Origin of the sequence: Bdellovibrio bacteriovorus (assembly GCF_002208115.1) — a bacterium.
Taxonomy (GTDB): domain Bacteria; phylum Bdellovibrionota; class Bdellovibrionia; order Bdellovibrionales; family Bdellovibrionaceae; genus Bdellovibrio; species Bdellovibrio bacteriovorus_C.
The window spans coordinates 2762585-2788884 of sequence record NZ_CP020946.1 but is presented as its reverse complement, the minus strand read 5'-3'; the positions used below and the strand labels follow the sequence as shown (position 1 = coordinate 2788884).

At 50.1% G+C, this 26300-nt stretch carries 25 protein-coding genes; 18 read left to right on the top strand and 7 right to left on the bottom strand.

Annotated elements, in window-relative coordinates; genetic code table 11:
• Positions 1 to 483: 483 nt before the first annotated feature.
• Positions 484 to 1695, top strand: a complete 1212-nt coding sequence (gene ilvA / locus B9G79_RS13350; protein ID WP_088565952.1) for a threonine ammonia-lyase — start codon at positions 484 to 486, stop codon at positions 1693 to 1695.
• Here the strand turns inward: ilvA and B9G79_RS13345 are convergent.
• The 4 genes from B9G79_RS13345 to B9G79_RS13330 form a co-directional block, all read right to left on the bottom strand.
• Positions 1612 to 2490, bottom strand: coding sequence for a substrate-binding periplasmic protein (locus B9G79_RS13345; RefSeq protein ID WP_088565951.1), 879 nt, complete (start codon positions 2488 to 2490; stop codon positions 1612 to 1614). The genes ilvA and B9G79_RS13345 overlap by 84 nt on opposite strands.
• Before the next feature lie 90 nt (positions 2491 to 2580).
• Entirely contained in the window at positions 2581 to 3087 is a 507-nt protein-coding gene (msrA, locus tag B9G79_RS13340; protein WP_232468673.1) for a peptide-methionine (S)-S-oxide reductase MsrA, read from the bottom strand.
• Positions 3088 to 3229: 142 nt separating this feature from the next.
• Entirely contained in the window at positions 3230 to 4630 is a 1401-nt protein-coding gene (locus B9G79_RS13335; protein WP_088565949.1) for a hydantoinase B/oxoprolinase family protein, read from the bottom strand.
• Positions 4627 to 5886 carry a hydantoin utilization protein gene (locus B9G79_RS13330; protein ID WP_232468672.1) on the bottom strand — a complete coding sequence of 420 codons (1260 nt, stop codon included), beginning with the start codon at positions 5884 to 5886 and terminating at the stop codon, positions 4627 to 4629. Before B9G79_RS13330 ends, B9G79_RS13335 begins: the two co-directional genes overlap by 4 nt.
• Positions 5887 to 6148: 262 nt before the next feature.
• On the opposite strand from B9G79_RS13330, the gene hisC reads away from it, so the two are divergent.
• The 3 genes from hisC (at position 6149) to B9G79_RS13315 (ending at position 9021) form a co-directional block, all read left to right on the top strand.
• Positions 6149 to 7267, top strand: a complete 1119-nt coding sequence (gene hisC / locus B9G79_RS13325) for a histidinol-phosphate transaminase (RefSeq protein ID WP_088565947.1) — start codon at positions 6149 to 6151, stop codon at positions 7265 to 7267.
• A 12-nt stretch (positions 7268 to 7279) separates the two neighbouring features.
• On the top strand, positions 7280 to 7933 hold the full coding sequence (gene cmk, locus B9G79_RS13320) for a (d)CMP kinase (RefSeq protein ID WP_088565946.1): 654 nt from the start codon (positions 7280 to 7282) through the stop codon (positions 7931 to 7933).
• A 251-nt stretch (positions 7934 to 8184) separates the two neighbouring features.
• On the top strand, positions 8185 to 9021 hold the full coding sequence (locus B9G79_RS13315) for a TIGR02285 family protein (RefSeq protein ID WP_232469316.1): 837 nt from the start codon (positions 8185 to 8187) through the stop codon (positions 9019 to 9021).
• Here B9G79_RS13315 and B9G79_RS13310 read toward each other — a convergent pair.
• Entirely contained in the window at positions 9018 to 10310 is a 1293-nt protein-coding gene (locus B9G79_RS13310; protein ID WP_088565944.1) for a prenyltransferase/squalene oxidase repeat-containing protein, read from the bottom strand. The two genes, B9G79_RS13315 and B9G79_RS13310, sit on opposite strands and share 4 nt — an antisense overlap.
• A gap of 119 nt (positions 10311 to 10429) precedes the next feature.
• Here B9G79_RS13310 and B9G79_RS13305 point away from each other — a divergent pair, with 119 nt between their 5' ends.
• The 9 genes from B9G79_RS13305 to B9G79_RS13265 all read left to right on the top strand — a co-directional run bounded on the left by B9G79_RS13305 (position 10430) and on the right by B9G79_RS13265 (position 17750).
• Positions 10430 to 10942, top strand: coding sequence for a hypothetical protein (locus tag B9G79_RS13305; RefSeq protein WP_088565943.1), 513 nt, complete (start codon positions 10430 to 10432; stop codon positions 10940 to 10942).
• A 221-nt stretch (positions 10943 to 11163) separates the two neighbouring features.
• On the top strand, positions 11164 to 12963 hold the full coding sequence (locus B9G79_RS13300) for a 30S ribosomal protein S1 (RefSeq protein ID WP_198298014.1): 1800 nt from the start codon (positions 11164 to 11166) through the stop codon (positions 12961 to 12963).
• Between the two features lie 149 nt (positions 12964 to 13112).
• Entirely contained in the window at positions 13113 to 14081 is a 969-nt protein-coding gene (gene sppA / locus B9G79_RS13295) for a signal peptide peptidase SppA (RefSeq protein WP_088565942.1), read from the top strand.
• A gap of 3 nt (positions 14082 to 14084) precedes the next feature.
• Entirely contained in the window at positions 14085 to 14492 is a 408-nt protein-coding gene (locus B9G79_RS13290) for a hypothetical protein (protein ID WP_088565941.1), read from the top strand.
• A 2-nt stretch (positions 14493 to 14494) separates the two neighbouring features.
• Entirely contained in the window at positions 14495 to 15115 is a 621-nt protein-coding gene (locus tag B9G79_RS13285; protein WP_088565940.1) for an HIT family protein, read from the top strand.
• Complete coding sequence (locus B9G79_RS13280) at positions 15108 to 15854, top strand: rhomboid family intramembrane serine protease (RefSeq protein WP_232468671.1); 747 nt, start codon at positions 15108 to 15110, stop codon at positions 15852 to 15854. The genes B9G79_RS13285 and B9G79_RS13280 overlap by 8 nt, the downstream gene beginning before the upstream one ends.
• A gap of 69 nt (positions 15855 to 15923) precedes the next feature.
• A complete protein-coding gene (locus B9G79_RS13275; RefSeq protein ID WP_088565939.1) occupies positions 15924 to 16109 on the top strand; it encodes a hypothetical protein in 186 nt (61 codons plus the stop codon).
• Positions 16110 to 16249: 140 nt separating this feature from the next.
• Positions 16250 to 16627: a hypothetical protein gene (locus B9G79_RS13270; protein WP_088565938.1), complete on the top strand. Its 378-nt coding sequence runs from the start codon at positions 16250 to 16252 to the stop codon at positions 16625 to 16627.
• A 130-nt stretch (positions 16628 to 16757) separates the two neighbouring features.
• The gene (locus tag B9G79_RS13265; RefSeq protein ID WP_088565937.1) at positions 16758 to 17750 is read left to right on the top strand and encodes a Fe(3+) ABC transporter substrate-binding protein; all 993 of its coding nucleotides are present in this window, start codon (positions 16758 to 16760) and stop codon (positions 17748 to 17750) included.
• A 64-nt stretch (positions 17751 to 17814) separates the two neighbouring features.
• Here B9G79_RS13265 and B9G79_RS13260 read toward each other — a convergent pair whose 3' ends face one another.
• The gene (locus B9G79_RS13260; RefSeq protein ID WP_088565936.1) at positions 17815 to 18813 is read right to left on the bottom strand and encodes a L,D-transpeptidase family protein; all 999 of its coding nucleotides are present in this window, start codon (positions 18811 to 18813) and stop codon (positions 17815 to 17817) included.
• 162 nt (positions 18814 to 18975) lie between these two features.
• Between B9G79_RS13260 and B9G79_RS13255 the strand changes: the two genes are divergently transcribed.
• From B9G79_RS13255 to B9G79_RS13245, 3 genes are all read left to right on the top strand, one after another.
• Positions 18976 to 19482 carry a flagellar basal body-associated FliL family protein gene (locus tag B9G79_RS13255; RefSeq protein ID WP_088565935.1) on the top strand — a complete coding sequence of 169 codons (507 nt, stop codon included), beginning with the start codon at positions 18976 to 18978 and terminating at the stop codon, positions 19480 to 19482.
• A gap of 135 nt (positions 19483 to 19617) precedes the next feature.
• The gene (locus B9G79_RS13250; protein WP_088565934.1) at positions 19618 to 21018 is read left to right on the top strand and encodes a M16 family metallopeptidase; all 1401 of its coding nucleotides are present in this window, start codon (positions 19618 to 19620) and stop codon (positions 21016 to 21018) included.
• Positions 21019 to 21020: 2 nt separating this feature from the next.
• Entirely contained in the window at positions 21021 to 22442 is a 1422-nt protein-coding gene (locus B9G79_RS13245; RefSeq protein WP_088565933.1) for a M16 family metallopeptidase, read from the top strand.
• Between the two features lie 79 nt (positions 22443 to 22521).
• Here B9G79_RS13245 and B9G79_RS13240 read toward each other — a convergent pair whose 3' ends face one another.
• On the bottom strand, positions 22522 to 23241 hold the full coding sequence (locus tag B9G79_RS13240) for a hypothetical protein (protein WP_088565932.1): 720 nt from the start codon (positions 23239 to 23241) through the stop codon (positions 22522 to 22524).
• Positions 23242 to 23354: 113 nt separating this feature from the next.
• Between B9G79_RS13240 and B9G79_RS13235 the strand changes: the two genes are divergently transcribed.
• A complete protein-coding gene (locus B9G79_RS13235; RefSeq protein WP_088565931.1) occupies positions 23355 to 24260 on the top strand; it encodes a LysR family transcriptional regulator in 906 nt (301 codons plus the stop codon).
• Positions 24261 to 24335: 75 nt separating this feature from the next.
• Positions 24336 to 26240, top strand: a complete 1905-nt coding sequence (locus tag B9G79_RS13230) for a methyl-accepting chemotaxis protein (RefSeq protein WP_088565930.1) — start codon at positions 24336 to 24338, stop codon at positions 26238 to 26240.
• The last annotated feature ends 60 nt before the right edge of the window (positions 26241 to 26300 follow it).

The following is a 26300-nucleotide window of genomic DNA, read 5'->3' as shown; positions in this document are numbered from 1 at the left end:
GCTTGTCTAACAGACGCGCGCAAATTCCCTTGGTGCCTTTGCAGTCCAGAATTGGGGCGACTTCGCGACACAGCCTCGGGATGCTTGTAAACGGCCTCAAATTGCGCATAACGCGAAAAGTCATTAGTCATTTTGTGACGTCATTTCAATAGCTTAAATTGAGACCGCCCCTTGCTGGGGTCTGTGGACGGGCCTAAGATGAATGAATCTTTCAAAGGAGCACGTATGTCGGACTCTACACACTTTCGTCGCTGCCACCGCTGCGACACCGTAAACTCGGCTGACGGGGAGCTTGTGACGACCTGTGAATGCTGTGGAAAGCACCTTGCACCCTTCTATTTTTTCGACGAGAGTAGGGCCATGGGCATGACCGATTCGAATTTTTACTCCAGCCTTGGAGTAAGGGTGTCGTCCGATCGTTTGCCCCATAAAGAGTATCCTCCGGTGTGGGGATTAACTGTGTATTGGGAGTCCTGATCCAAAATGAAAGTCAGCTTTGCAGACATCCAAAAAGCCCGTGAACTTCTGAAAGACATCATCTGTCCCACAGAAATGAGCCATTCCATCAGTGCCAGCAACCTGCTTAAAAGCGAAGTGTATCTGAAGTTTGAAAACACTCAGCGCACGGGCAGTTTTAAATTCCGCGGGGCCTATAACAAGATCTCGAATCTGACGGCCGATGAAAAAGCCCGTGGTGTGGTGGCAAGCTCTGCCGGAAATCACGCTCAGGGCGTGGCACTTTCAGCAAAACTGGCCGGGGTTAAATCCACCATCGTGATGCCGGAAACAGCCTCGATCAGCAAAGCCTCTGCGACCCGGGATTACGGCGCCAATGTTGTGCTGAAGGGCGAAATTTACGACGAGGCTTTCGAGCACGCTCAGAAACTTGAAAAAGAACACGGCTATACCTTTGTTCATCCGTACCAGGATCCGCATGTGATCGCAGGTCAGGGAACTATCGGGATCGAAATCCTGGAAAAGGTTCCGGATCTGGACACGGTGATTGTTCCCATCGGTGGGGGCGGTCTGATCAGTGGTGTGGCGTTGGCGGTGAAGGCCATCAATCCAAAAATCCGGGTGATCGGCGTGCAAAGTGACCGTTCACCGGGAATGGCGCATCTTTATAACAAACAGCCGCTGTCCCAGATCAAACGGGCGGCAACGATTGCTGACGGCATTGCGATCAAAAATCCGTCGCAGGTGATGCTGGATAATTTCATTTCCAAATATGTCGATCAGGTTGTGACCGTCAGTGATGACGAAATCGCAGAAGCGATCGTGTTCCTGATGGAAAGAGCCAAAACCGTGGCCGAAGGGTCCGGTGCCGCCGCGATGGCCGCAGCCATGTCCCGCGGCCTGGATCTAGGTAAAAAGACCTGCGTGATTATCAGCGGTGGTAACATCGATTTGAATATCGTTTCCAAGATCATCGACCGCGGTCAGATTCTGCGTGGAAGACTGTGTGAATTGTCCGTGATCGTGGATGACCTGCCGGGGAATCTGAGCCGTTTGACCCAGGCGATTGCTTCCCAAAAAGCCAATATCCTGGAAGTTCGTCATGACCGTGTGTCGAAGGGGCTTTCCTTGCGTGAAACCCGCATCGACTTCGTTCTAGAGACTACGAGCATTGAACATGTTGAACGGATTAAGCGGGCTCTTGAGGAAACTGGAGCCAAGGTTGTCCAAAGCACCTAATGAAATCCCTGAGGGCTGTTCCCAGTCCTTCAGGTTGTACTTCTGAAGAATCCGCTGCAGCTCTCCGCTGCGGCGAAGTTCCTCCACCCCACGAGTCAGAATTTCTGCGTACTCCTGCGACTTCGGATTGTTCGGCGAAAAAGAGATGTAAAGCGCCGGATCGTGATTTTCAACCCAGCCTGCAACTTTCATATTTTCCATGGTGATCTTGGCGGACACGGACGTGTACTGCAGCACCACCGGATTTTCGATAAAACCATCCAGGCGTCCGGCCTGCATCATGCGAATGACCTGCTCCAGCGGGCGATCCCCGGAAAACGGAATGAAAGAACGATGGCGGGAGCGGATCAGGTTGTCGACACTGTCACCATAGGTATAGCCATTGATCACGCCGATTTTCATGCCCTGCAAAGACGGGCGGCCTTTGTAAGTCCAAGTGGAGTTCTTAGGGACGAAGTAGGCATTTTTCATGATGCCCAAAGATTTCTTGGGATAGATAAAGTCCGGTGCATCCACCACACTGCAACCCATCAGGCCCTGCACGCGGTTGCTGCGGGTGTCTTTGATGGCGCGAACCCAGTTGGAAAGTTTCACCTGCACCTTGTGGCCGTGTTTTTCAAAAACGGTGCGGGCGATTTCCACCATATAACCGGGAGTTTCAGAATCAGGATTGCAAACGTAAGGGCACCAGAAATCAGAGCGGAAAGAGATCACGTCGGCACGGGCGTGCCCCGACACGAAGACAGTTGCTGACAGAATCAATGCGACAAGTGCTTGTTGAACTCTCAGGTGCATAAGGCCCCTCTCCTTACTTACCCTTATGCAATACTGTGCGGTTCCACAAGTTGCACGGACAAAAGAAGGACCTTTCTTATATGTAACCTTTTACTGCTTAAATTCGATTTTACGTTCGAAGTGACAAGTGTATCCACCTGGATTCTTTTGTAAATAATCCTGATGATACTCTTCCGCAGACCAAAAATCGGCAGCTTTGATGATCTGAGTAACCACGGGACTTTTCCAGGCTCCTGACTTGTCCACGCGAGCTCTTACAATTTCTGCCTCATCTTTTTGTTTATCAGAGGTATAGAAAATGGCACTGCGATACTGGGTGCCGATGTCATTGCCTTGACGGTTGTTCGTCGTCGGATCATGAATCTTGAAGAAGTAAAGCAGCAGATCCTGATAGGTGATCTTTTCCGGGTTGAAGGTGATCTTCACGGTTTCGGCATGATTAGTCGTGCCGGTTTTTACTAGATTGTAGGTCGCATTTTTAGTTTCGCCGCCCATGTAACCAACTTCCGTTTGGGTGACGCCCGGAAGTTTGCGCAACAAATCTTCCATGCCCCAAAAACAGCCGCCGGCCAGATAGGCCACTTCAGACGTACTCACGGTGTTTCCTTTCTTGGCAGACGGGGGTGTCTTGGCCTCAGAGTTGAGGCCCACTAACAAACCCAATGCTGCGAAAAACATAAAAAGGTGTTTCATGCCTGATATGTTATCACCGACAAAGGACTCTCGCTAGAGTCCTTTGTTATTCTGCACGACCATAGCCGCCACCAGAACCTGAACAAAGTGTCAGGATGTCTTTAGCTGCAAATTTTTGCTGTCCCAAAACGGGAAGTGATTTTGCCACCTCACCTTGTTCCAGGGTGACTTCGGCTGGATCGCCATGGCTGCAGGTTTTCAGCAGGCGGGGACGATGCAAGGTCAGGTCGGTCATCCAGGTGGCGGAAAGGTCTCCGCACACCTCGATCTTCATCACCACACCACGACCGCCGTTAAATTTGCCTTTGCCACCGTTAGAGTGGCGTTGATCCACACGCAGAACCTTGATCGGGAAATCGCGTTCCAGTTGTTCCAAAGAAATTGTATCCAGATGCGCGCTGACGCCGTCACGGGACGTTTTCGCGCCTTCACCGCCTGGCAAAGTCAAAAGTGCATGTTTGCTGCCGGACTGAAGATCAAATTGCAGGGCACAGTGGCTGCCCAATGAGGATTCCTGTTTGTGGTGAATTTGTGCCAGCGCCAGTTCAATTGCGGACTGTAACGCCGCCACCCCGCAGGTCATCCCTTTGAAAGTCGGCGCTGGATATTTACCCACCAGCCAGCAGCCGGAAGGTTTGGTGATTTGCAAAACAGAGAATGAACCGGAATTCGCCAGGTCCGTGAATCCGTAATGACGGCTCAGGGCATGGAAGCAGGCGCCATAGGTCGCGGATTCAGTCATGGAAACTGTTTTGGCCGCCGTGGTGCCGCTGAAATCCAAAGAGATCTTGCCATCCTGGATTTCCATATTCAGGCGCAGCAGTTCACCGCTGTCCAAAACCACATCCACGCGGGCTTCGCCCGAAGCGCTTTCAGAAATCTTTTTCGTCGCCGCTTTCTTCGAGATGCGCAGATAGTCTTCGATCAGCTCGCCGGTCACAGTGAAACCCGTCAGCTCAATCGCATCCACCAGTTTTTTTGCGCCGGCGGTCAGATCAGCCACTTGGGCTTTCAGCCAAGGCACGAAATCAGCGGGGCAGGCCGGATGGGCCTGCATGGCTGCCAGAATCATTTCATTCAACTGGTTTTTCTGACGAAGGGGTGTCGGCGGAATGCGCAGGCCTTCTTCTTCGATGGATTTGACGATTTTCACCTGGGTGTCCAAAGGACGGCGCGAAACCCACAGAAGATCCTCTGAAACCGCCATGACAAAAGTCATCTCGGACAACAGGCTTCCGCCGCTGTAAGGGTCATTCAAAAGGGCGATGTCGCCTTCCTGAAGTTTCAGGTACTTCGCCGCAGTGCCGGCCGCGGTTGTCAGTGTGCCATAGGTCACTGGTTGCTGACCGCGCACACCCAGGACATCACCGTCCAAAGTCATCAGTGCGGATTCACCCACCAGGAATTGATTCAGCAAAGAATGCAGAAGTTCGATTTGATAGTTCATTTGGACTCCTTCAGGGCTTTCATGCCCCACAGGGCCGTGGCTGCGGATTCACAGAATTCATCAGCTGCCACTGTTGTGTGCGGATCTTTTTTGAAGATATTGGCAAACAGCGCCGCCAAAGGACCCGTCACCAATAACTTTTGCTGATCACGCTGCAGGAAGGATTCCACCGCCAGTCTTTGCACGGACAGGCTTTGCAGTTCTTTGGTCAGATGATTGAAGTCATTGTCTTTGAACGTGCTGATTTTGGAAAGAGTCAGCAGGGAGGTTTTAAAGCGCTGAATTCCCTGGGCGGAAACACGGTCTTCCAGGCCTTCCAGTTTGGAAAGCTTTGGATTTTCGGACCACAGATCCAAAAGACTCATTTTTTGCCCGCGACCCAGGAACATCGGCCCCGGTTCCCAGCCTTCTTCCTGAGTCAGGAAGTCAAAACGCTCAAAGCCATTCAAACCAATTCCCAAAGTGGGTTGAATGCCCAGATTTTTTACTTTTACGTGGCGTAGCTCCACCGGTCCCCAGCAACTGTTCCATTGGGCTGCCCAGCGGGTCGGAGAAATCAAAGTGAAGTATTCAAGGCCCAGATACAGAACATCAGACCCCAAGGACTTGTTCCAAAGCCCCAGGGCGGTGGAAGCGGCAAACTGGCTGCTGATTTCTTTTCCGGATTCCTCCTGGAAAAGTTCACCGCCGGCATCCAGGAAGTGAATGTCTTTTTTATCCAGCGCGGACTCAAGGCCCGCATACACGTCTTTTTTCAGGTCCGCAAAAACGCCGGAAAGAGTGGCGTTCAGGGCATTCTGAGTCCAGCGAGTGACTTCGTGAGGGTTGTCGCTGCTGGCCGGAGCAAACACTTCAATGCCTTTTTCGGCGAAGAATTTTGTCGCCGCGTTCAGGTGCACGGGATTGGTCGCAGAGTGCAACAGGTTCAGGCAGACTTTTTTGCAGCTCATCAGTTCAAGCTTTGCGGCAATGGCTTCCAGTTCCTCGGTTTGCAATGCGGTTTCCACACTGCCGTCCGCGCGCACGCGTTCACGCAGGGCAAATTGCAGATCCTTGCTGGTCAGCGCTGCCGGAGTTCCGCAAAGATCCAGCCAGTGTTCCAGTCCTTCGGTGCTGACGTGAGCCACAGCACCACTCAGTTTGTAGTCCAAAAGTTTTTTGGGAACGCGCAGGCTGATGAAAGCCTTCTGGATTTTTCCATGGGGCGCGATGAACTGGGACAGTGAGGATTTAAGGCTTTCACGAGAGTGAAACACTCTCTTTTGCGCAAGGGGACTGGAGTCTGACAGGAGTGAGAATTCGGCGAAAGATTCACCGACGCTCACCCCGAGCACGAGGCTGTTTTGCATTTTCGAACGCTCTCTATTGAAATTGCACTGGAATGTTGTTAAGTCTTAGTCGGACAGGTATAGCAAAGTATTCTCTCTAAGAAAAGGCTGTCTCTTATACACTCTAAAAATGTTAAGTCTTAGTCGGACAGGTATAGCAAAGTATTCTCTCTAAGAAAAGGATTCTAAAGTGAAGATTTCTCCCGAAATTTTGAATCTGGTGCCCTACAAACCTGGAAAGCCGATTTCCGAGACCCAACGTGAGTACGGGCTCACAACGGTCTACAAGCTCGCAAGTAACGAGAATCCTTTGGGTCCCAGCCCGAAAGCCATGGCGGCTGTGAAGCAGGCTTTGGATCATCAGCACCTGTATCCGGATCCATCCCACTATGAGCTTTTGCAGACTTTGTCGAAAGAATGGGGCTTCCCGACAAAACAACTTGCTATTGGCAACGGCAGCGACGAACTGATTGATTTGTTGTGCCGTATTTACTGTGAGCACCATGACGGCGTTTTGACATCTGCGGCAGCGTTTAATGCCTATGAAGTCAGCGCTCCGGCGAACCGTGCCGTGATCCACAAAGTTCCAATGGCGGAAGGATACCGCTTTGATCTGCCGGCGATTGCGGATTATTTCCTGAAACACCCGGAAAAAAACATCCGTTTGATTTTTGTCTCTAATCCCAACAATCCTACCGGCACCTACGCGACCAAAGCTGAAGTGGAGGCTTTCCTTCAGAAAGTCGGTAACCGCGACGATGTGATGATTATTTTCGACGAGGCCTATAACGAATTTGTGCGTGCCAAAGACTATGCATCCGCACAAGGTTATATGGGACAGTATAAAAACCTGATTGTTCTTCGCACTTTCTCCAAAATCTATGGCCTGGCGGGTTTCCGCCTGGGGGCGATGATCGCGCCGCCCGAGGTTGTGGAGGTCTTTAACCGTGTGCGCAAACCATTTAATGTCAACGATTTAGCGCAAGTGGCTGCAAATGCGGCTCTGCAAGATAAAGAATTTATTGAGCGATCGCAGCAGATTTGCTGGAAAGGGCTTGATTACTTCTACAAGAAGTTAGAAGAATTAGGCCTGCCGTACATTCCATCTCAGGGAAATTTTGTCATGTTTGACACTCTCCGCGACGCCGCCAAGGTGAACGAAGCCTTGTTACGTCGTGGGATTATCATGAGACCGCTATTGAACTATGGGTTCAAGACGCATCTGCGTTTGAGTGTAGGGCGCGATCATGAAAATGAAGCTGCTATGTCAGCTTTGGCGGATGTTTTAAAAGAAATCACTCCGCTGTAGTTTTGGAGAATTATGGGAATGGTAATTACGATTGATGGCCCTGCGGCCTCCGGAAAATCTTCAGTAAGTCGTGAGCTGGCTCGTCGTTTGGGCTGGCAGTGGGTTTCTACGGGTGCATTCTATCGTGGTTTGGCATTTGCCGCTCTTCAATTGCAAATTGATCTGGATGACGTTTCCACTTTGGCCAATCTGACTCACGATCCGGTATGGAGCGTGAAGATGGATGATGAACGCACTCGTGTGTTCTTCAAAGACCAGGACGTCACCGACCAAATCGCTCACGAAGACGTGGGCAATTTCGCAAGTAAAGTCAGTCATTATCCGGAAGTGCGTAAGGCGCTATTGGATGCTCAACGCAACTGTTCTGCCGGCCCTCAAGGTCTGGTGGCTGAAGGCCGCGATTGTGGCACCGTGGTATTCCCTTCTGCGGAAGCCAAGGTTTATTTGACTGCTAACAGTGAACACCGTGCGGCCCGCCGTGCGGCAGAGTTGGGTCTGGACCATGAAGACATGGTGAAAGCCCAGCAGCAGCGTGACCTGCAAGATTCCACTCGCAAAGTGGCTCCGATGGCCGTGCCAGAAGATGCTTTGGTTGTGGACACAACTGCGCTCAACCTGAATCAAGTGGTTGATGCCGTCGTAGAATACGTAAAAAACAAAATCTAAGGCGGCCGCTGAAAACGGCTCATCTGACTGCGTTGTCGGCATGCCTTCTCGCTTCGACGTGCTTGGAGCACGCCTGCGCTGCGAGGGCATGTCTCCGCCTTGCATATGAACCGTTTTGAGCGACCTTGGTCTGTCGGGCACTCAAGTAATTTGACAGTTTCTCTTGATGGTAGCTTCGGAAGATTTAGCCGTTGCTGATAATCTTTAGGTACTTTATGAACAGTACCTTTCGTTTTCTTTTTCTATTTTCAATGTGGCTCTTGCCACAAATTGCTGGGGCGATTGAACCGCCGCCGCAGAAGCCTGCTATTCAGTGGATCGTGAATGATTTCCCTCCGTTTTTGGTGCTTTCAGGCGAGGGGATGATGGTTGATATTTCACAAGCTAAGGGACCTTTTGCCAGCATTTATCAGGAAATAGAACGGGCCTTGCCGGGCTATTCGCACCGTTTTGTGCGGGTGTCGTTCACGCGGGCGGAAAAGCTTTTCAGTGGGCAGGGTGGGTATTGCACGGTGCTTTTGCAAAAAACCAAAGAGCGGGAAAAATTTCTGATTTTTGGCGACGAACTGGCGCGGGCTTTTCCTGTGGGGCTGGTGGTGCACGCCAAAGGCACGCCGGGGATCCGGGATGATCAAAAGGACGTGGATTTAAAAGAGCTGCTGGCCACCGGGAAATTTCGCCTGGGGGTTATTCAAAGCCGTGCCTACACCCAGCAGATTGATGACATTCTTTCCCACAGCGGGCATGCGACAAAGATTGTCGGTGACAGTGCCATGGGAAATCTTTTTTTGATGCTGGAAAAAAAGCGGGTCAACGGTGTTTTGGCTTACGCACTGGAAAAAACCGATTACGAGCGCAACAATATCGCCGTGCCTGCGCTGAAATTTTTGAATGTCAAAAACATGCCCAACCATATTTCGGTGTGGGCGTCCTGTGAAAAATCCCTGCGCGGCGAACAGATTTTGAAAGATCTGACCCGCGCCGTGCGTGAAAAAAATGTGAAGGGCAAAATCTATAAGTACTTCATGCAGGAGCTTCCGCCGGACATGAAGAAAAGTTATCGGGATCTGTACGACACTCCACCTTAATTCCAGCGCAAATCAGCCAGGGTCAGGGCTTTCACGGCCAGGGCCGTGGTGTAACCAGTTGACCTCCACACCACCGGAAATCTTGCCACAAATGTGGCGGCAAAGAACACCTGACCACTCCAGAACAGCTTTCCGGTGGAATCTTTTTGGGCCTGCGACAGCAGGAAATTCACCCCCCGGCGCACACGCTCCCGATGCCATTCATTTTTGGGGTCGCCTAGAATTAACAATGTGTTCAGTGCCCAGGCGGTGGAATGGGCATAATCCGGCCTTGCCATAAAGCTGTTTCGCCAGGAACCGTCTTTGTGTTGCAGGGCCAGAATATAGTTCAGCAGCTTTTGTCGCGAGGGCTCCAGACACGAAGCCCCGGCATTGATCGTGGCAGCCATCGCATAGGGCAGAGCATAGCGGCTGGGATAGTACATTCCGCAGAAATAGAACTGTCTTTTTTCAACAACGCGGTTCAGGTGCCGGCAACTGGCCTGATAACCGGGTCCTTCGGTTTTCCTGGCGTAGGTCAGAAGTTTCAGCACATTGGCATTTACGACGCAGTCGACGTCGTTGACGTTGAACGGAATCCGCGTGCCTCGATGAGGGGCTGCAAAGATATTGCGTGGCATGTCCGGATCTTTTTCGTCCCACAGCCACGTCATGAAGGCCCCGGTGTTCACGTGCAGTTGCGCGGCATTGTAAGTGTGGGGAAGGCGGGACAGGTCGCGGGCTGAAGAAAAGGCGTCGATCACCTCTTCAGGCAGGGCCGCGGCCTTGTGGCGCGGGGATTGGCCGGCCTCCAGGCTTTTTAGCAAATGCAAATAGGTGTGAGTGACCGAGGTGGTGTCGGCGTCCGGCGGGATGTTGGCAAAACCTTTCCACTGCGGGGCCAGATACATGTTGCGCGGCCCGCGGGTCGGAACGCCTTTGAAACTGGAGGGTGGGTAGAAATTAAACAGGTTTCCCCAGCGATAGGGGGCCAGCCCCAGGGCGGTTTTGCGTACCATGGGTGGGATCTTGCCAAGACGGGGATTGTAAAAATAGGTCTCTGCCAGAACGTTGGAGGTGGCGGCGGCTGAAAAGGCGCTGGGCTCATCGTAAGCGACACCAAACCTGCCCACGCCGATCGCGCTGGGGACATAGGACGTCACCCGCGATCGCCACTGACCGGGCTCATAGCCTTCGCGGCCTGTCGTCTGATAGTGCGCCAGAAAATCCAGGGCCGAGTCGATGTGTTTTTCATAACGGGCCTGTGCGGTCGCACTGATCAGCCCCAGCAAAAACAGCAGGTACTTCATGGGATTGCCTCCGAATCAGACCATGAAATCAGGACAGGACCAGGGCTGTCAGCGGGCCTTGTAAAAGTACAAGCTGGTTTTTTCGTTCCGCACGGTATTCTGGAAGGGCGAGGTGAATTATGAAAACAATTTGGCTGGCGGGGCTTGTGGTCGCAAGCCTGGTGGGTTGTTCCTCCAAAGACAAGCTGGATACCGAGCTTGAGGACGCGCAGCTTATGGGGCAGGAAACCGTCGGCAAGCGCGATGACAGCTATGTCGTGCAGGAAAAGAAGAATCTGATTCAGCACCTTCAGGAGGTGCAGACGGATGTCTATACGATGGAGGAAAACATCTATGGCAACCGTGATCTGGGAAACAAGGGCAAGTACGGCGTTCTGCGCGACTGTAAAATGGAGACCAGCCCGCAAGCCGGTGGCAAGGTCGACATGATTCCGAAAAACATCCTGACAGAAGAAGAAAACAAGCTCGCCCGGCAGACCGGAGTGGATGAATCCGGCACCCTGATCACCCTGCGGGAAGAGGATCTGAATAAGCGTCTGAAGCGCTTTGAAGGCTATAAAGCCTCTTATGAGAAGCAGGAAGAGTGGTTTGACAGTGAAATCCAAGCCTGCAGGCAGTCTCAGCGGGAATAGCTGTATTGAAATATATGCGACTTGAGGCCCTTTCGAGGGCCTTTTTTGCGTCCCAAGTTTACCTCAAATAACACAGGACCACGAAAACCTCGCTGGCGTGCGTAAAACCTTTGACTTCCGACCCCTTAGGTCGCTAAACCAGTGATTCGCCTTAAGAGCGAAGAAAGGTTACGGGTAGGATCCAAGAGGTCTTACTACGTGGGAGGTTTACAAAAAACGATATGACAAAACAATTGAACAAAGCCGCATTGGAGAAACAGAAAGTTCTTGCTTTCTTGGATGCTGAAGACGCAAAGGTTCCAGCAAATCCTGGCATTTTGAATGCGAAAGCTGACAAAGGTGGCGACTTCGACTCTCTATTCGAAGCTTCCATGAAAGAACAAGACTTCAAAGTCGGCGACGTTGTAACAGGTACTGTAGTTGAAGTTCAGTCTGACTACGTTCTTGTTGATATCAACTACAAGTCTGAAGGTTTGATCGCGATCAACGAATTCCGTATTGTTGACGGCGTACGCGATGTGAAAGCTGGAGACAAAGTAGAAGTTTTGATCGACCGTATCGAAAACGAAAACGGCATGATCGTTCTTTCCAAAGACAAAGCAGACATGCTTCGTGCTTGGACAGACATCTCTAAAGCAGCAGAAAACGAAGAAGTTATCGAAGGTACTGTTGTTGCTAAAGTTAAAGGCGGCTTGAGCGTTGATATCGGCGTTAAAGCATTCCTTCCAGGTTCTCAAATCGACCTGCGTCCGGTTCGCAACATGGACGTATACCTGGGCAAGAAGTTCAAATTCAAAGTTATCAAGTTCAACAAGAAACGTGGCAACATCGTTCTTTCCCGCCGCGCGCTTCTTGAAGAAGAACGTGACAGCTTGCGCTCTCAAACTCTTGACACTATGGCAGAAGGTTCTGTTGTTACTGGTGTTGTTAAAAACATCACTGACTACGGTGCGTTCATCGACCTTGGTGGCATGGACGGTTTGTTGCACATCACTGATATGTCTTGGGGCCGCGTAAAACATCCTTCTGAGATGTTGAACGTTGGTGACGAAATCCAAGTTAAAGTTCTTAAGTATGACAAAGAAAAAGAACGCGTATCTTTGGGCATGAAACAGCTTCACGCAGATCCTTGGGAATCCGTAAAAGCTTCTTACCCTCCAGGCACTAAACTGAAAGGCAAAGTTGTATCTTTGGCTGAGTACGGTGCATTCGTTGAGCTTGGTGAAGGCATTGAAGGTCTGATCCACGTTTCTGAAATGTCCTGGACTAAACGTGTAAAACACCCTTCTCAGATCGTGACTGTTGATCAAGAAGTTGAAGTAGTGGTTCTTGAAGTAGACACTGAAAACCGCCGCATCAGCTTGGGTATGAAACAACTTCAGGCCAACCCATGGGTTGAAATGAAAGAATCATACGCTCCAGGTACAATCATCGAAGGCGAAGTGAAATCCGTAACTGACTTCGGTATCTTCATCGGCATCGAAGAAGGCATCGACGGTTTGGTTCACATCTCTGACTTCTCTTGGACTAAACGTGTAAATCATCCAAATGAACTTTATGCTAAAGGCCAAAAAGTTCGCGCGGTTGTATTGGGCGTGGACATCGAGAACGAAAGATTCTCTTTGGGTATCAAACAACTTGAGTCTGACCCTTGGTCAAACATCGAGAACAAATACGCTATCGGCACTCAACACGATGTTAAAGTCACTAAAACAGCTGACTTCGGTGCATTCGTTGAGCTTGAATCCGATATCGAAGGTTTGATCCACATTTCTGAACTGACTACTGAAAAAATCAACTCTGTTGAAGAATTCATCAAGCCAGGTCAGTCTGTAAAAGCTGAAGTTATCTCTATCGACAAAGACGCTCGTAAGATCGGCTTGTCTGCAAAACTTGTTAAACTTCGCGAAGCAAAAGCGGATGTTGACGATTACGTTAAAAAAGCGACTGCAACTTCCAAGTCCACTTTCGGTGACTTGTTTGCTGACCAGTTGAAAAACGTAAAAACTGACAAGCAATAGTCGTGAATAGGAGAAAGGTCGAGTCGTTGCAAAACGACGCGACTGGACCCTGACCCGGCATTGACTGACAAGTTTTAAAGAGGGACCCTAGTAGGGTCCCTTTTTTTATTTGGAAAGGGACCTATTTCAAACCGTTCGGGAGCGTTGGTATGAAGGGCAGCTTTTTCAAAAAACTGGTGATTATCTTTTTGGTGTTCGTAGGCCTGGGTGCCTTGTTGAAAATGAGCGGGGACTTCTTCGGAAGTGAAGACAAACGTGTCACTGCCAAAAACACCATTCTGCATCTGGAAATGAACGGCGTTATTCTTAACGGCAAGAAGTTCATTAAAAATCTTAAAAAGTACCGTGATGATGACAAGGTCAAAGCGATCCTGATCAGCATCAATTCTCCGGGCGGATCTGTGGGGCCTTCCCAGGAAATGTTCGCTGAAATCAAACGCGTTCGTGATGAAATCAAAAAGCCGGTTGTCTGTGTCAGCACAGGCGTGATGGCCAGTGGTGCCTACTATGCCGCCGTGGCCTGCGACAAGATCGTCGTGGCTCCAGGGGCGCTGGTTGGATCCATCGGTGTGATCATGGAATTTGCGAATCTGGAAAAACTGTACGACTGGGCTAAGATTTCCCGTTATTCCATCACCTCGGGCAAATTCAAGGACTCGGGGGCTGAATATCGCCCGATGCGTGAAGATGAAAGATCCTTGTTCCAAAGCATGATCGACGAAGTCTATGCGCAGTTCAAAGGCACTGTGGCTGAAGAGCGCAAACTGAAAGAGGAAGTTGTGGCTGAATACGCCGATGGGCGCGTGTTCACTGGTGCCACCGCTGTGAAAGTGGGCTTTGCCGACAAAGTTGGTTACTATGACGACGCTGTGAAACTGGCAGCGGAAATCGCCAAGCTGGGCGACAATTACGATGTCTTTGAAGTTCCAAAAAAGAAAGTCAGCATCTTTGATCTTGGTGGCGGTGACACGGAAGACGACCTGAACAGCATGGCGGAATTCGCCGATGTTCTGAAAGGCAAATCTTTCGGTGCGGATATGGAAGGTGCGATGAAATACATCCTGCGCGCGAAATATCTGAATCAGCCGTTGATGTTGATGCCGGGTTACTGGGAGTAATCCGTGAAGAATGTGGCTCTGTTTTTACTGACAGTGCTTAGTACGGCTTTGGCCGGGGCGAATCCTCAGGATCCGCGTCAGCCTCAAGCCTGGTTTGATGTCCGCTGGGAAGGTATTTACTATCTGACCGCGGATCTGGAGCCTGCACCGGGCGTGGTGTTTAAAACGGGCCAGAAATTTGAATTTGTCGGTATCACGGGCGGGGGCGGTTACGTTCCCGTCACTGTTTTTGAACTGAAACCTTTGGTCTGCGAGACGCCGCAGCTTGAAACAGAGCTGGTTTTGTTGAATCCTGCGGGTGGTAACAAAACTGAAATCGGCTTCGAGATGCGCAAGAATTGTGTGACGGTTTTCTTTGTTGAAAACCGTCTGGTAGGCACCTCCAGCTATTTCACTGACAGCACGGAGTAAGCATGGCAGCAGCCAAAAAGGCGCGCAAAAAAACATCCGCGAAAAAGACCCCTGCGAAAAGAAAAGCGCCCATCAAGGCCCCCGTGGCCGCTCATGGTAAAATTCAGATCGGCAAGGATGTCTGGCCGATGGAGCGTGATGTTTTGTTCCGTCCGGACCGCATGAAATACGTGCGTAAACTGATCAAACCCGACGGCTGTGTTTTTTGCCGGGCTTCAGAGGAAAAAGTCAGCTTTGAGACCCTGTGCGTGTTTAAATCCAAGCACTCGATGGTGGTTCTGAACAAGTTCCCTTATAACAGCGGGCACCTTTTGGTTTTGCCAAAACGCCATTGTGGGGATCTGTTAAAACTTTCTGATGAAGAATACCATGACCTGCAAAATGTCATTCGTCTGACCATGCAGGCCTTGAATGAGCTTTACCAGCCAGGTGGCATTAACGTGGGTTTGAACCACGGGGCGGTGGCCGGGGCGGGGATTCCTGAGCACTTGCACTATCATGTGATTCCCCGATGGACCGGGGACCTTAATTTCTTCCCGTTGATTGCTGAGACCAAGGTCTTGGTTGAAAGTCTTGAGCAGACCTACGAGAAGGTATGGAGTATTTTAAGAAAATATGAATAGAGGCGTGACTTTCCAAACAGCTCCCATGACTCCGGTGGTGAAGTGGCTGCTGATCATCAATGTGGCTATCTGGTTTGTTTTCCAAGTGATCTTGGAAGGTTTCCTGCGTGTTCCTTTCACGTCCATCTTTGGCCTGTTCCCGGGTAAGGTGCTGTTCGACTTCCATATCTGGCAGCCGTTCACATACATGTTCCTGCACTCCATGCAGGTGACCCATATTCTGTTTAATATGCTGATGCTGTGGTTCTTCGGAGCCGAGCTTGAGCAGCGCTGGGGTTCCAAGTTCTTCCTGATCTACTATCTGGTAGCCGGGGTGGGCGCGGCGATCCTGTACTGCCTGGGTGTGTGGGTTTATGCCCTGATCACGGGTTCTCAAACTGGTCTGATTGTGCCGGTGGTGGGGGCTTCGGGGGCGGTCTTCGGTCTTTTGCTGGCGCAGGGGATGATCTTCGGCGAGCGCATCGTGTACTTCTTTATGCTGTTCCCGATGAAGACCAAGTATTTCGTGGCTTTGATGGGTCTGGTGCAGTTGGCCTCCCTTATGACTTCCAGCGTCGCGGGCGGGGAAGTGGCTTATCTGGCTCACTTGGGCGGGATCGTGGCCGGCTTTATCTGCCTTAAAATGAAGGGCTGGTTTGACCGGAATGAATGGAAAAAGAAGGCCAAGAGCAAGGGCCGGAACCTGAGATTAGTTGTTAATAACGAAAAGAACGAAAAACCTCCGAAATACTGGAACTAACAAACGGCCCCCTTTACGGGGCCTTTTTTTTGGGCTATAAATGGGGGCTCGATTGCGAAAAGGGGATTTATGTCTTTGGCTCAAGCTAACAAAAATTTGAAGTATGACAAGCGTATGACTGAAAACAAGATCAACGCGGGTGAGATGACTAAAGAAGAATGGCAAAAGCACCTTGAGCAACTTCCAGATCTTTCTCACAACGTTGAGACGTTCACTATGGACGGCAAAAACACAAAAGACGACGACAACCACTAGGCTTCGTCACTTCTTGTGAAATCTAAAAAAGCACAACCCTGGGGTTGTGCTTTTTGCGTTTCAGGGGTTCGTGGAACGTTATCCTGTCCTTTGCGGGTCTTTTGCTTGCACGAGTCTGTCTCCAGGTCACTAATAGTCTTATGAGACTGCTCTTTATTCTGATTGTTCTTTTATCAGCTCCACTCGTCCAAGCTTCCGAAAAGAGCTTTCAATGCCGGGGCGATTTTAAAAATTCGAATCTGATCTTTCGTTACTCTTTGGCCGTGGATGGGAAGAACGTGCGCAGCCGTCTGATGTTTTACCAGGCCGACCGCATGACCAAAGACTTCGGCTGGAAAAAGTATGTTTCGGCATCCGGAAAGATTGTGGTGGATTCTCCGTGGTCCCAATTTCGGGCCTATCTGGTGCCGGAGAAAAACATGGTGTATGAGCTTGTGCTGGTTCATCCGCAGAATGATGTGCAGGTTGATGATGTGCCTTTCAGTCGTTTTTACTGTGTGAACTGGGTTCCGGGGTAGTTAGCCGCCGTAGTTCCCTAAACGAAAACGCATTGAAAGTGTACTGAGATTCGTTCGGATATTTCCCTGAAAAATTTGACGATTGCAGTGGAATGCCTTAGTTGTGTCCAAAATTTCAAAGGAGCAACTGATGAGAATTTTGAGCGCAATCGTGACTCTGTTGGCGGCTGTGTCCGTTCAGGCTAAAACTGACAAGTTGGTACTTTATTCCTCTTATGACGGCGAAAGACTTGCGCCAATCCTGCAACCATTCACTCAAGCCACGGGCATTGAAGTGGAAGTGGTGTTTGCATCCTCGACTGATCTTTTGAAACAACTTGAAACTGAAGGTTTGAACTCCCGCGCGGATCTTTATCTGGATAAAGACATCGTTTACATGGGTGAGGCGAACCGCAAAGGTTTCCTGCAGTCCTTCACATCCCAGGGTGTGACTGAAAAAGTTCCTTCTCATTTGATCTCTGACGACAAGAACTGGTTCCTGTTGTTCTATCGTGCACGCACGGTGATGTACAACACCCAGAAAGTGAATCCGGAAGATCTGAAAACCTATGCGGACCTGGGCGATCCTAAATGGAAAGGTCAGTTGTGCGTAAGAACCTCCAAAAACAGCTATAACGAAGCAATGGCTGCTTACTTCATCAAACACTTCGGTGAAATCCAGGCAACAGCGCTGCTTGAATCATGGGTGAAAAACTTTGCCGTAGAGCCTTTGAAAGGTGACCGTGACGTGATCGCGGCTATCGCCAACGGCACTTGCGCGATCGGTGTTGCCAACACGTACTATCTGGCGCCGATTGTTCGTGATGATGTGAATTATCCAGTGGGCGTTCGTTTCCTTGAGCAGGACAAAGTTGGTGCGCACATCAACGGTGTGGGTATCGGTATCACCAAGTCCTCCAAAAATACGGCGGCAGCCAATGCGTTCCTTGAATTCATGGTTTCCAAGCCGGTTCAGGAAGCGGTTGCTGGTGGTTTCAGTCAGTACCCTGCCAGCAAAGAAGCCGACATGGCGCCAATCCTGAAAGAGTTCGGTGGTTTTGCTGAAGACATGACCAACGTAAATGCGGTTTCTGAGCTTGTGCCAGCAGGCATCGAGCTGATGAAAAAAGCGGGTTACAAATAGTTTCAACTGATCGAAATAAAAAAAAGCCACCTGATAAGGGTGGCTTTTTTGTTTTTAGAACCGGCTATTGGGTTTTTTGGGAGGAAGCTGTCATGGAGTTTTCGCGAGCAATCGCGGCCGCCACTTCCTGCTGACTGAACGGAGCCCACTCTTCTCGGATGATTTTATAAGTGTCACCGGACTTGAGGGCATAGATTGTCTTCACACCATAATCGACGTGTTTGTCGGATTCATAGCGCTGCAGAGTTTTCACCAGCAACTGATCGTTGTGTTGAACGATGTACGGTTGGGACAGGTGAACTTTGATGTACTCGTATTTGGACTTCAGATTCTTTTTGTGGCTCATCCAGGACTTGTAATTGAAGCCCGGAGCCTTGAAGCCTTCGTCATAGAAGGTCTGGTATTTTTCAATGTCCTGATTTTCCCAGGCCTGTCTCCAGCTTTCCACGAAGCGGCTTAGATCCTGGCGGCGCTTGTCGTGTTCAGATTTGGAAACATAGTTCACGTGATCAAAAATCAAAATAGGTGTTTCACCCAATTTGATATAGTCCGCAAGCTTCTTGATCACGTCGTTGCGAACAACGACACAGCCACGAGAGCCGCGGGTCAAAGGCACCGAGTCGGGAATCGCATGCAACCAGATTCCGGAACCGGTTTTGTTTTCGCGTTTGTCGAAAAGATTTGGATAGTTCGTCGTGAAGGCCAAAGCCCCGTAAAGACTGAACGGAATTTTTGGCTGGCTCAAACGCTCTTGCAGGAAGTAAATGCCTTCCGGAGTTTTATGATCATCACGTTTGGTTTTGTTGCCACCCATTTTGCCGATGTCAGCAGGGTACTCGGTGATTTTTTGAATCAATTCACCATTGCGCTCAAACACAGAAAGTTTGCGCTGCTCTTTATCCACCAGGAACACATAGCGGGAAAAGGCTTCGGTTTCAGAAATCTGAAGCAGGGAAGCAGGCAGCAGGTCTGTTTCAATTTGAGAAGACGGCGCGACAGCAGGGCCCGCCATAACCGGCAGACTCAACGCAAATAAAGCACAGCCCGTGAGCAATAGTCTCATAAATACTATTATGCCCGAATAGGGCTTAAACTTGTCAAGTGCCTGTCCTCGGGTGTCCAGAGGTTAAACGTTTTCCGTGTAATTAAAATGTAAATAAAGTGGCCTTTGATATTAAGACCTAAGCCTGTTTCACCGATAGTTTCAATGAACAGAGGGTTACAAATGGCTGAAGCACAAGAGACGTCTGCAAAACCAAAGAATACCGCCATGCTATTTCAGATTGTCTTCGCAGTCCTGAATTTGGCTGTGATGGGCGCGGGTGGTTACATGGTCTATGCCTCGACGATGGGATGGGAAAGTCCCAAAATCACCGAAGAAGATGCCGATCGCGAACTGGCCTCTGTTTCTGATGAAGCGGATCTGGCGCCTTTGGTTTATACCATGGATAAGTTCACGGTGAATCTGGGCGGCGAGCCAAAGCGCACCATCCGTCTGGAGATCAACCTGCAGATGCTGGGTAAAGAGGGTTTTGAAGAGGTGATGGAGCCGGAAAACCGCGCCAAAGCCCGTGACCGCATTGTCCGCCTGCTCAATGAAAAACCGTTTTCAGACCTCGACAGCATTCAGGGCAAGCTGTTCCTGAAAGACAAGATTGCCGGTGAAGTGAATGGTATTCTTCGTCGTGGTGTTGTGAAGGATGTTTTCTTCTCTGACTTCGTCGTTCAATAATCAGGTGCAATAGTTTGATTCCGTAGTTCCTGCGGCAATATCTGCCAAAAGTCTTAAAAGTCCTCAAGGTCGTTGTATTCATAGCCCCTCAGTTTCAAACTAGGGGCTATTGCATAACCAACGAAAGAAGCATCTATGAAACGGATTTCAACTTTGCTCCTGGGGCTGAGCCTGTCCCTGTCTGCTTACGCCGTGGACCCAACCCCTGCACCGAAAGCTCCGGAAAAAGACGTTATCGGAACCATTCAAGGATGGGCTCCGAAAAACGACATGAAGATTTCCCTGCCAGTGACAAAGTTCACGCTGGAAAACGGTCTGACAGTGCTTCTTTTGGAAGACCACGCCGTTCCGATGGTCAGCTATCACACCTGGTATCGCGTGGGTTCCCGCGATGAATCCCCGGGAGTGACGGGGGCCGCACACATGCTGGAACATATGATGTTTAAGGGTGCTAAGAAGTATGACGGTAAGTCCTTTGACCGTATCTTCCACGAAAATGGCATCACCAATAATGCATTCACCACCAATGACTACACGGGCTTTTATGAAAACCTGCCAAGCTCCAAGCTGGAGCTGGTCATGGACATGGAAGTGGATCGCATGAGTTCACTGCTGATCAGCCCGGAAGATCTGAAAAGCGAAAAAGAAGTCGTGAAAGAAGAACGCCGCTGGAGAGTCGACAACAATCCCATGGGCCTGCTGCGTGAGTTGATGATGGGAACGATCTTCAAAGTGCATCCTTATAAATGGCCGGTGATTGGCTATATGAAGGACATCGAGGCTTATGATTCTGAAAAGCTTCGCTACTTCTATAACACTTTCTATGTGCCGAACAATGCGGTGCTGGTGGTGGTGGGGGATTTCAATACCTCCAAAGTGAAAAGCCTGATTGAAAAATACTATGGCAAACTGCCGTCCCGTCCTTTGCCGGAAAGAAAATACCCTTCCGAACCTGCACAGAAAGTTCAGCAGAACGCAACTTTGCGCAAAGACGTTCAAAACACTTCGTTCGTGGTTGCTTTCAAGAGCCCGAAGCAGGGTCAGCCTGATATGTATGCTCTTGATTTGGCGGCCAACATTCTGGGCTATGGCACTTCCAGCCGTTTGCACAAGCGTCTGGTGTATCAGAAACAGGCCGCCACCTCAGCCTATGCCTATAACTATGCCATGCAGGATGAAGGTATGTTCGCGGTGGGTGTAAACCTGAAGCCGGGCCAGACCTCTCAGGAGTCTTTGGATATCGTCTACAACGAAATCTGGAAACTGCGTAATCAGAAAGTTTCTGAAGCCGAGCTGGAAAAAGCCAAAACCCAGGTGATGAAGGATCTTGTGGATTCTTTGAAAACCATGGACGGCAAAGCGCGCGCCCTGGCCGTGAACGAGATTGTGACTGGCAGCTATGAAAGCCTGTTCACAGATCTGGAAAAATACCAGGCCGTGACAGCGGATGACATTAAACGAGTGGCCGACAAATACACCCAACAAACACAGCGCTCGATCATCACCCTTGAACCCAAAGTGAAAAAGGAACAGTAGACATGAGAAATTTAGCCTTAGCTTTGACTTTGCCTTTGGTGTGCACTGCGGTTGTTTCCTGCTCCAGTTCCGGTAAAAAAACGGTCAGCAAGCCGCCATCTGATGGCTATGTGACCAAGGGGAATGGTTCTTTCAAACTTCAGCCCTACAAGGAAATCACACTTTCAAACGGTCTGAAGGTGTTCTTCATTCATGACAGTTCGTTGCCTCGGGTCAGTCTGACCCTGATGATGAAAACCGGCAGCATGCAGGAAGGGTCTCAGAAGCCAGGCCTGAATGCGCTGACAGCTTATTTGCTCGAGCAGGGAACACAAAGCCGTGATGCCCTGAAGCTGGCGGATGAATTTGGTCAGTTGGGCTCTTCGGTGGATGTTTCCCCGGGAGCGGACGTGACGACGGTGTATGCCGATTCATTGTCCGCCGGTGCTGACACTTTACTAAGTCTGTTTGCGGATGTCGCGATGAATCCGGCATTTAAAGATGCTGAAATCGGGCGTATGCGTTCGCAGATGCTGGCGGCATTGCAAAAGAAGATCGACAATCCTTCTTCGTTTGCTGATGAAAAAATGGATCAGTTTATTTTTGGCAGCCATCCCTATGGACGGGATACCAATGGCACCCCCGACGGTTTGCGTTCTATCAACAAGCAGGACATCATCAAGCATTATCTGACATTCTATCGTCCGAACAATGCCTCCCTGGCAGTGGTGGGAAGCTTCGATCTGGCTTTTGAAAACAGAATTCAGGAGGTTTTCGGCAAGTGGACCAAACGCACTATTCCGGAAGTGGCCGTGGATGCGCCGCCAGTAAATGAGTCCCTGCAGGTCAAACTTATTGTCAAAAAGGGTCTGCAGCAGACTCAGATTCGCATGGGGCAGTTGGGTATTGCCCGCAAAAATGACGATTTCCTGCGCCTGCGTCTGGCCAATGAGACTGTGGGTGGCAGCTTTGCCAGCCGCCTGAATCAGAAAGTGCGTGACGATCAGGGGCTGACTTATTCGATCTATTCCTACTTTGATGTGCGTAAAGAACGCGGCAGTTACGATGTGACGACGTTTACGAAAAATGAAACGGCGGCAAAGACCATGGAAGAGGCTCTGAAGGTGGTTTCTGACTTTGCCTCCAGTGGCGCCACCGAACAGGAAGTGGCAGCGGGTCGCAACCAGTTGATCGGGCAGTTCCCACGGGCCATTGAAACGGCCGACCGATTGGCTTACAACCTTCTGGCCTTGGACTTTTATGGCATTCCGGTGGATTACCTGACGGACTATAATAAAACAGTCGGGAACATCAAACCGAAGGATGCCAACGCCGCCTTCAAAAAAGCGGTGGAACCGGCGAAGTTCAAGGTTCTGGTCTATGGGGATGAAAAGATCATTCCACAGTTTGAAAAGTACAAGCCGACCATTGAGCGAATCAAATAAGACAGAACAAACAGTACAAATAAAAAACCCGCTCTGAAGACAGAGCGGGTTTTTTTGTTTTAAGTCTTTAAGTGAACTCTTAGCGTTTTCTTTTGCGGGCTTTCAGGAAGATGTAAGCTCCCAGGGCTGCCAGCAGAACCGCTCCGCCCAGCAGCAGGGCTTTGTTATTGCCTTTGCCGCCTTCTTCCTCGCCCTGAAGCATGTCTGCCGGCATCGCGGAACTGATCGGTGCTCCCAGGGTTTCAGATCCTGGGCGGATTGGGCCCAGCTCTGGTTTTGCCAGAAGGTTTTTGGAAGCGATCACACGCAAGCTCATCACGGCCTTGAAGAAGTCCTGGCTGTACTTGGTATAGTACTGCTTATGAGCACTGAAGGTGATCAGGATGGCGATTTTGTCTTTGATGGTCGCCAGATAGCGGGTGAAGTAGTTGGGAACTTCAGAACCCAAGTGAAGAGAGTCAATCCAGGTCTGGTCATTGATTTGAACGGATTTGGATTTATAGACAATTTTTGATTCAGAGGCGCCGCCACCCTTCAGGGCCACAGAGATCGGCGCATTCAGGTGAGACTCATACAGCGCAAAGGTGTCCGTCGGACCGACTTCTTTGGCGGTCAGGATGATGATGGCCTCTTTGGCTTCCTTGGTTTGTTCGCTTCGGCAGACCCACTCGGTTTGTTCCAGGTTGCACTTCCAGGTTTCCGGCATTTCGAAAGCTATATAAGCATTACGAAAGACTTTTGCATGGGCGCTAAAACTGAGTAGAATAACGGCGAGTGATGCGAACAAACGTAACTTCATGCAGACCTCGGCTGGTTGACCATTGGTACTCCGGCTTTGCCGGAATAGGCGTTTGAAGTTCAAGTATAATAACAATTTCCTCTCGGATCAAAGAGCAAAAGGGAGATTTTCTTGTGAAGAACCTTTATCAGCTGACCACCTTTGTGACTGTCATCAGCGAAGGGAGCATGACTGCTGCGGCAGATAAGCTCTATCTGACTCAACCTGCGGTGTCTCAGCAGATTCGCAATCTGGAGGAAGATCTAGGTGTGGAGCTCCTGGTAAGGGGCGTGCGCTCAATCAAGGCCACTCCTCAAGGGGAGGTGCTTTATGAGTATGCCAAGAAGATCATTCATCTGACCCAACAGGCTGAAATCGCGATTAAATCCATCGGTAATCAAATGAAGGGACAGTTGCGAATTGGGACACTGAACTCTTTGGGCTTGCACGTGATGAGTCCCATTGTGGGACGTCTGATGCGCCACAACCCGGAACTGACCCTGAAGATTGAGTACGATCGTGGGGAAGAGCTGATCAAGGGATACAAAAAAGGCCAGTACGACGTGCTGATTCTGCCGGATGTCCAAACCGAGTTTGCTTCCGAGCTTGAAAGCAGTGAGCAGCGTTTCTTGTTAAAAGAAGAAATGTGGCTTGTGGGTTCAAGCAAAGACGAAAAAATGCCCCAACAAATCATGGTGAAGGACATGGGATCTTTCCCGCTGGTGGATTTTACTGAAGAGTTCCCGGCTTTTTACAGTGAACTGCACGGAAAGATCCAGACCCAAGGGGCGAAGGTCAATTCGATCTTTGAATCATCCAACGTCGGAACTTTGAAGCGCGTGATCGAGGCGGGGTTGGGCTGGGGGTTCCTGCCGGCTCACTCCATCAAGAAACAGGTGCGTTCAGGCCGTTTGAATCGGGTGTACGTCAAAGACATGCACTATGAAATCGATCTGATGTTCTATTATAAGAAGAACTCGGACAGCCGTGCTTTGGTCGAGGTGTTCTATCAGACCTTGGCCCAGCAGGAAAAAGGCTGATCTAAGGTCCCATTAATATGTGAGCCCTTTTGACCGAAGAGATTCTCAGATCTTTTTTCGTCAGAAGGGACGTCCATGAAAAAAAGCTATTCAATTCAGGTGAAGCTGGCAGTGCCGATCATTCTTATCGCCTTGCTGGTGTTGGGAACGATGACATTCCTGATGGCTCGCAACAGTCATGACAATGCGGAAAAAGCCGCAACGGAAAAGACGGTGGCCATGGGAAGGGCGTATGCCACGGAAATGCGTTTGGAAGTGGAACGCGGCCTGGATATTTCCCGCAACGTGGCTCACATTCTTGAGTCCTTCAAAAAGCGCGGTAACACCGGCCGCTCCCAGGTCGCTGAAGCTTTGCGCGAGATTCTGGAAAAAAACAAATTCGTGATCGGTACATGGACGGGCTGGGAGCCGAATGCCTGGGATGGCAAGGACTCTGAATACGTGTCTGTGCAAGGCCACGATGAAACCGGTCGTTTTGTTCCGTACCTGAACTGGGAAAAGGGCAAGTCCTCATTGACGCCGCTGGTGGGTTACGCCAAGCAGGGTGAGGGTGACTATTATCTTGTGCCAAAACAGCGTTTGAAAGAAACCATGGTGGAGCCTTATCTGTACCCAATTGATGGGGTGCAGGTGTTGATGACTTCTGCGGTTGTGCCTATCGTGATTGATGGTAAATTCGTCGGCGTGGCGGGTGTGGATCTGCCGCTGAAGGACCTTCAGAAAAAAGCGGCGGGAATCAAGCCGTTTGAAACTTCACAAGCCTTCCTGGTGACGGCCCAAGGGAACTATGTTTCCCATCCGGATGAAGCATTGATCACCAAAGCGGCGGAATACCCGTTTGAAGCGGATAAATTCAAAGCGGCTATCAGTAAAGGTGAAGAACTGGTTATCACCGGCGTTGATCCGAAAGACAGCCTTGAGTACCTGTATGTGGTGTCTCCAATGAACGTGGGCGCAACAGAAGAGCCTTGGGCATTGATCGTTAGAACTCCGACCAAGACTGTTTTGGCGGAAGCCAGTGCGGCGGTATGGACTCAAATCATCATTTCTTTGACCGGCATCTTTGTGCTGTTGGCGGCAGTGATGATGATTGCGCGCTATATCTCCAAGTCCGTCAGCGGTCTTGCTGAAAAATTGCAGAACTCCGGTGATCTGGTTTCTTCTGCGATCCATCAGTTGTCCATTGCAGGTCAGTCCCTTTCTGAATCTTCAAGTTCTTCCGCAGCTTCGTTGGAAGAAACGGTGGCAGCTTTGGAAGAAATGACTTCCATGGTGAAAATGAATTCAGACAATGCGAAACAGGCGGCGGCGCTTTCCGCGCAGTCTTCTGAAACGGCGGTTCAGGGTGAAAAAGAGATGGGCGAGTTGCTGTCTTCCATGAATGAGATTTCAGCATCGTCCAAACAAATCGAAGAAATCATCAACGTGATTGATGATATCGCCTTCCAGACAAACTTGCTGGCCCTGAATGCCTCGGTCGAGGCGGCACGTGCCGGTGAACACGGTAAAGGTTTCGCCGTGGTTGCGGAAGCGGTTCGTACTTTGGCGCAAAGATCTGCATCGGCGGCCAAAGACATCACGGGTCTGATCAAGGAATCCGTTGAAAAGATCGAGCGCGGAACACACAAATCCGCCAAATCCGGTGAAATGCTGAAGGCCATCGTGACGTCTGTGAAGAAGGTTTCTGATTTGAACAACGAGATTTCCATGGCCAGCGAAGAGCAGTCCACAGGTATTTCTCAGATTTCAAAAGCGATGAACCAACTGGATCAGTCGGTGCAGTCCAATGCGGCTTCTTCTGAAGAAATCGCGGGCACGGCTCAAGAGATCAATACTCAGGCAGCCATTATGAAAAATGTCGTTGATGAGCTGAACAATGTTGTGTACGGGGACAGAGGCGTTGAAGCACCTGTCGCCAAACTGGCATCAGGGACAAGTTCGCACTCTGACATGGACGAAGAAGGCTGGAAAGCAGCTTAATTTGAAATGAATCTCTCCACTCGGGGGATGGATTCCTATAACTCATAGAATCAAGCATGA

Excerpts from the sequence above, each read along its gene's own strand:
- B9G79_RS13335 (WP_088565949.1), bottom strand. The coding sequence starts at position 4,630 with ATGAACTATCAAATCGAACTTCTGCATTCTTTGCTGAATCAATTCCTG.
- sppA (WP_088565942.1), top strand. The coding sequence starts at position 13,113 with ATGAAGGGCAGCTTTTTCAAAAAACTGGTGATTATCTTTTTGGTGTTC.
- B9G79_RS13280 (WP_232468671.1), top strand. The coding sequence starts at position 15,108 with ATGAATAGAGGCGTGACTTTCCAAACAGCTCCCATGACTCCGGTGGTG.
- B9G79_RS13245 (WP_088565933.1), top strand. The coding sequence starts at position 21,021 with ATGAGAAATTTAGCCTTAGCTTTGACTTTGCCTTTGGTGTGCACTGCG.
- B9G79_RS13250 (WP_088565934.1), top strand. The coding sequence starts at position 19,618 with ATGAAACGGATTTCAACTTTGCTCCTGGGGCTGAGCCTGTCCCTGTCT.
- B9G79_RS13300 (WP_198298014.1), top strand. The coding sequence starts at position 11,164 with ATGACAAAACAATTGAACAAAGCCGCATTGGAGAAACAGAAAGTTCTT.
- B9G79_RS13275 (WP_088565939.1), top strand. The coding sequence starts at position 15,924 with ATGTCTTTGGCTCAAGCTAACAAAAATTTGAAGTATGACAAGCGTATG.
- B9G79_RS13240 (WP_088565932.1), bottom strand. The coding sequence starts at position 23,241 with ATGAAGTTACGTTTGTTCGCATCACTCGCCGTTATTCTACTCAGTTTT.
- B9G79_RS13285 (WP_088565940.1), top strand. The coding sequence starts at position 14,495 with ATGGCAGCAGCCAAAAAGGCGCGCAAAAAAACATCCGCGAAAAAGACC.
- ilvA (WP_088565952.1), top strand. The coding sequence starts at position 484 with ATGAAAGTCAGCTTTGCAGACATCCAAAAAGCCCGTGAACTTCTGAAA.
- B9G79_RS13260 (WP_088565936.1), bottom strand. The coding sequence starts at position 18,813 with ATGAGACTATTGCTCACGGGCTGTGCTTTATTTGCGTTGAGTCTGCCG.
- B9G79_RS13310 (WP_088565944.1), bottom strand. The coding sequence starts at position 10,310 with ATGAAGTACCTGCTGTTTTTGCTGGGGCTGATCAGTGCGACCGCACAG.
- B9G79_RS13270 (WP_088565938.1), top strand. The coding sequence starts at position 16,250 with ATGAGACTGCTCTTTATTCTGATTGTTCTTTTATCAGCTCCACTCGTC.
- B9G79_RS13345 (WP_088565951.1), bottom strand. The coding sequence starts at position 2,490 with ATGCACCTGAGAGTTCAACAAGCACTTGTCGCATTGATTCTGTCAGCA.
- B9G79_RS13315 (WP_232469316.1), top strand. The coding sequence starts at position 8,185 with ATGTGGCTCTTGCCACAAATTGCTGGGGCGATTGAACCGCCGCCGCAG.
- B9G79_RS13230 (WP_088565930.1), top strand. The coding sequence starts at position 24,336 with ATGAAAAAAAGCTATTCAATTCAGGTGAAGCTGGCAGTGCCGATCATT.
- cmk (WP_088565946.1), top strand. The coding sequence starts at position 7,280 with ATGGGAATGGTAATTACGATTGATGGCCCTGCGGCCTCCGGAAAATCT.
- B9G79_RS13305 (WP_088565943.1), top strand. The coding sequence starts at position 10,430 with ATGAAAACAATTTGGCTGGCGGGGCTTGTGGTCGCAAGCCTGGTGGGT.
- B9G79_RS13265 (WP_088565937.1), top strand. The coding sequence starts at position 16,758 with ATGAGAATTTTGAGCGCAATCGTGACTCTGTTGGCGGCTGTGTCCGTT.
- B9G79_RS13255 (WP_088565935.1), top strand. The coding sequence starts at position 18,976 with ATGGCTGAAGCACAAGAGACGTCTGCAAAACCAAAGAATACCGCCATG.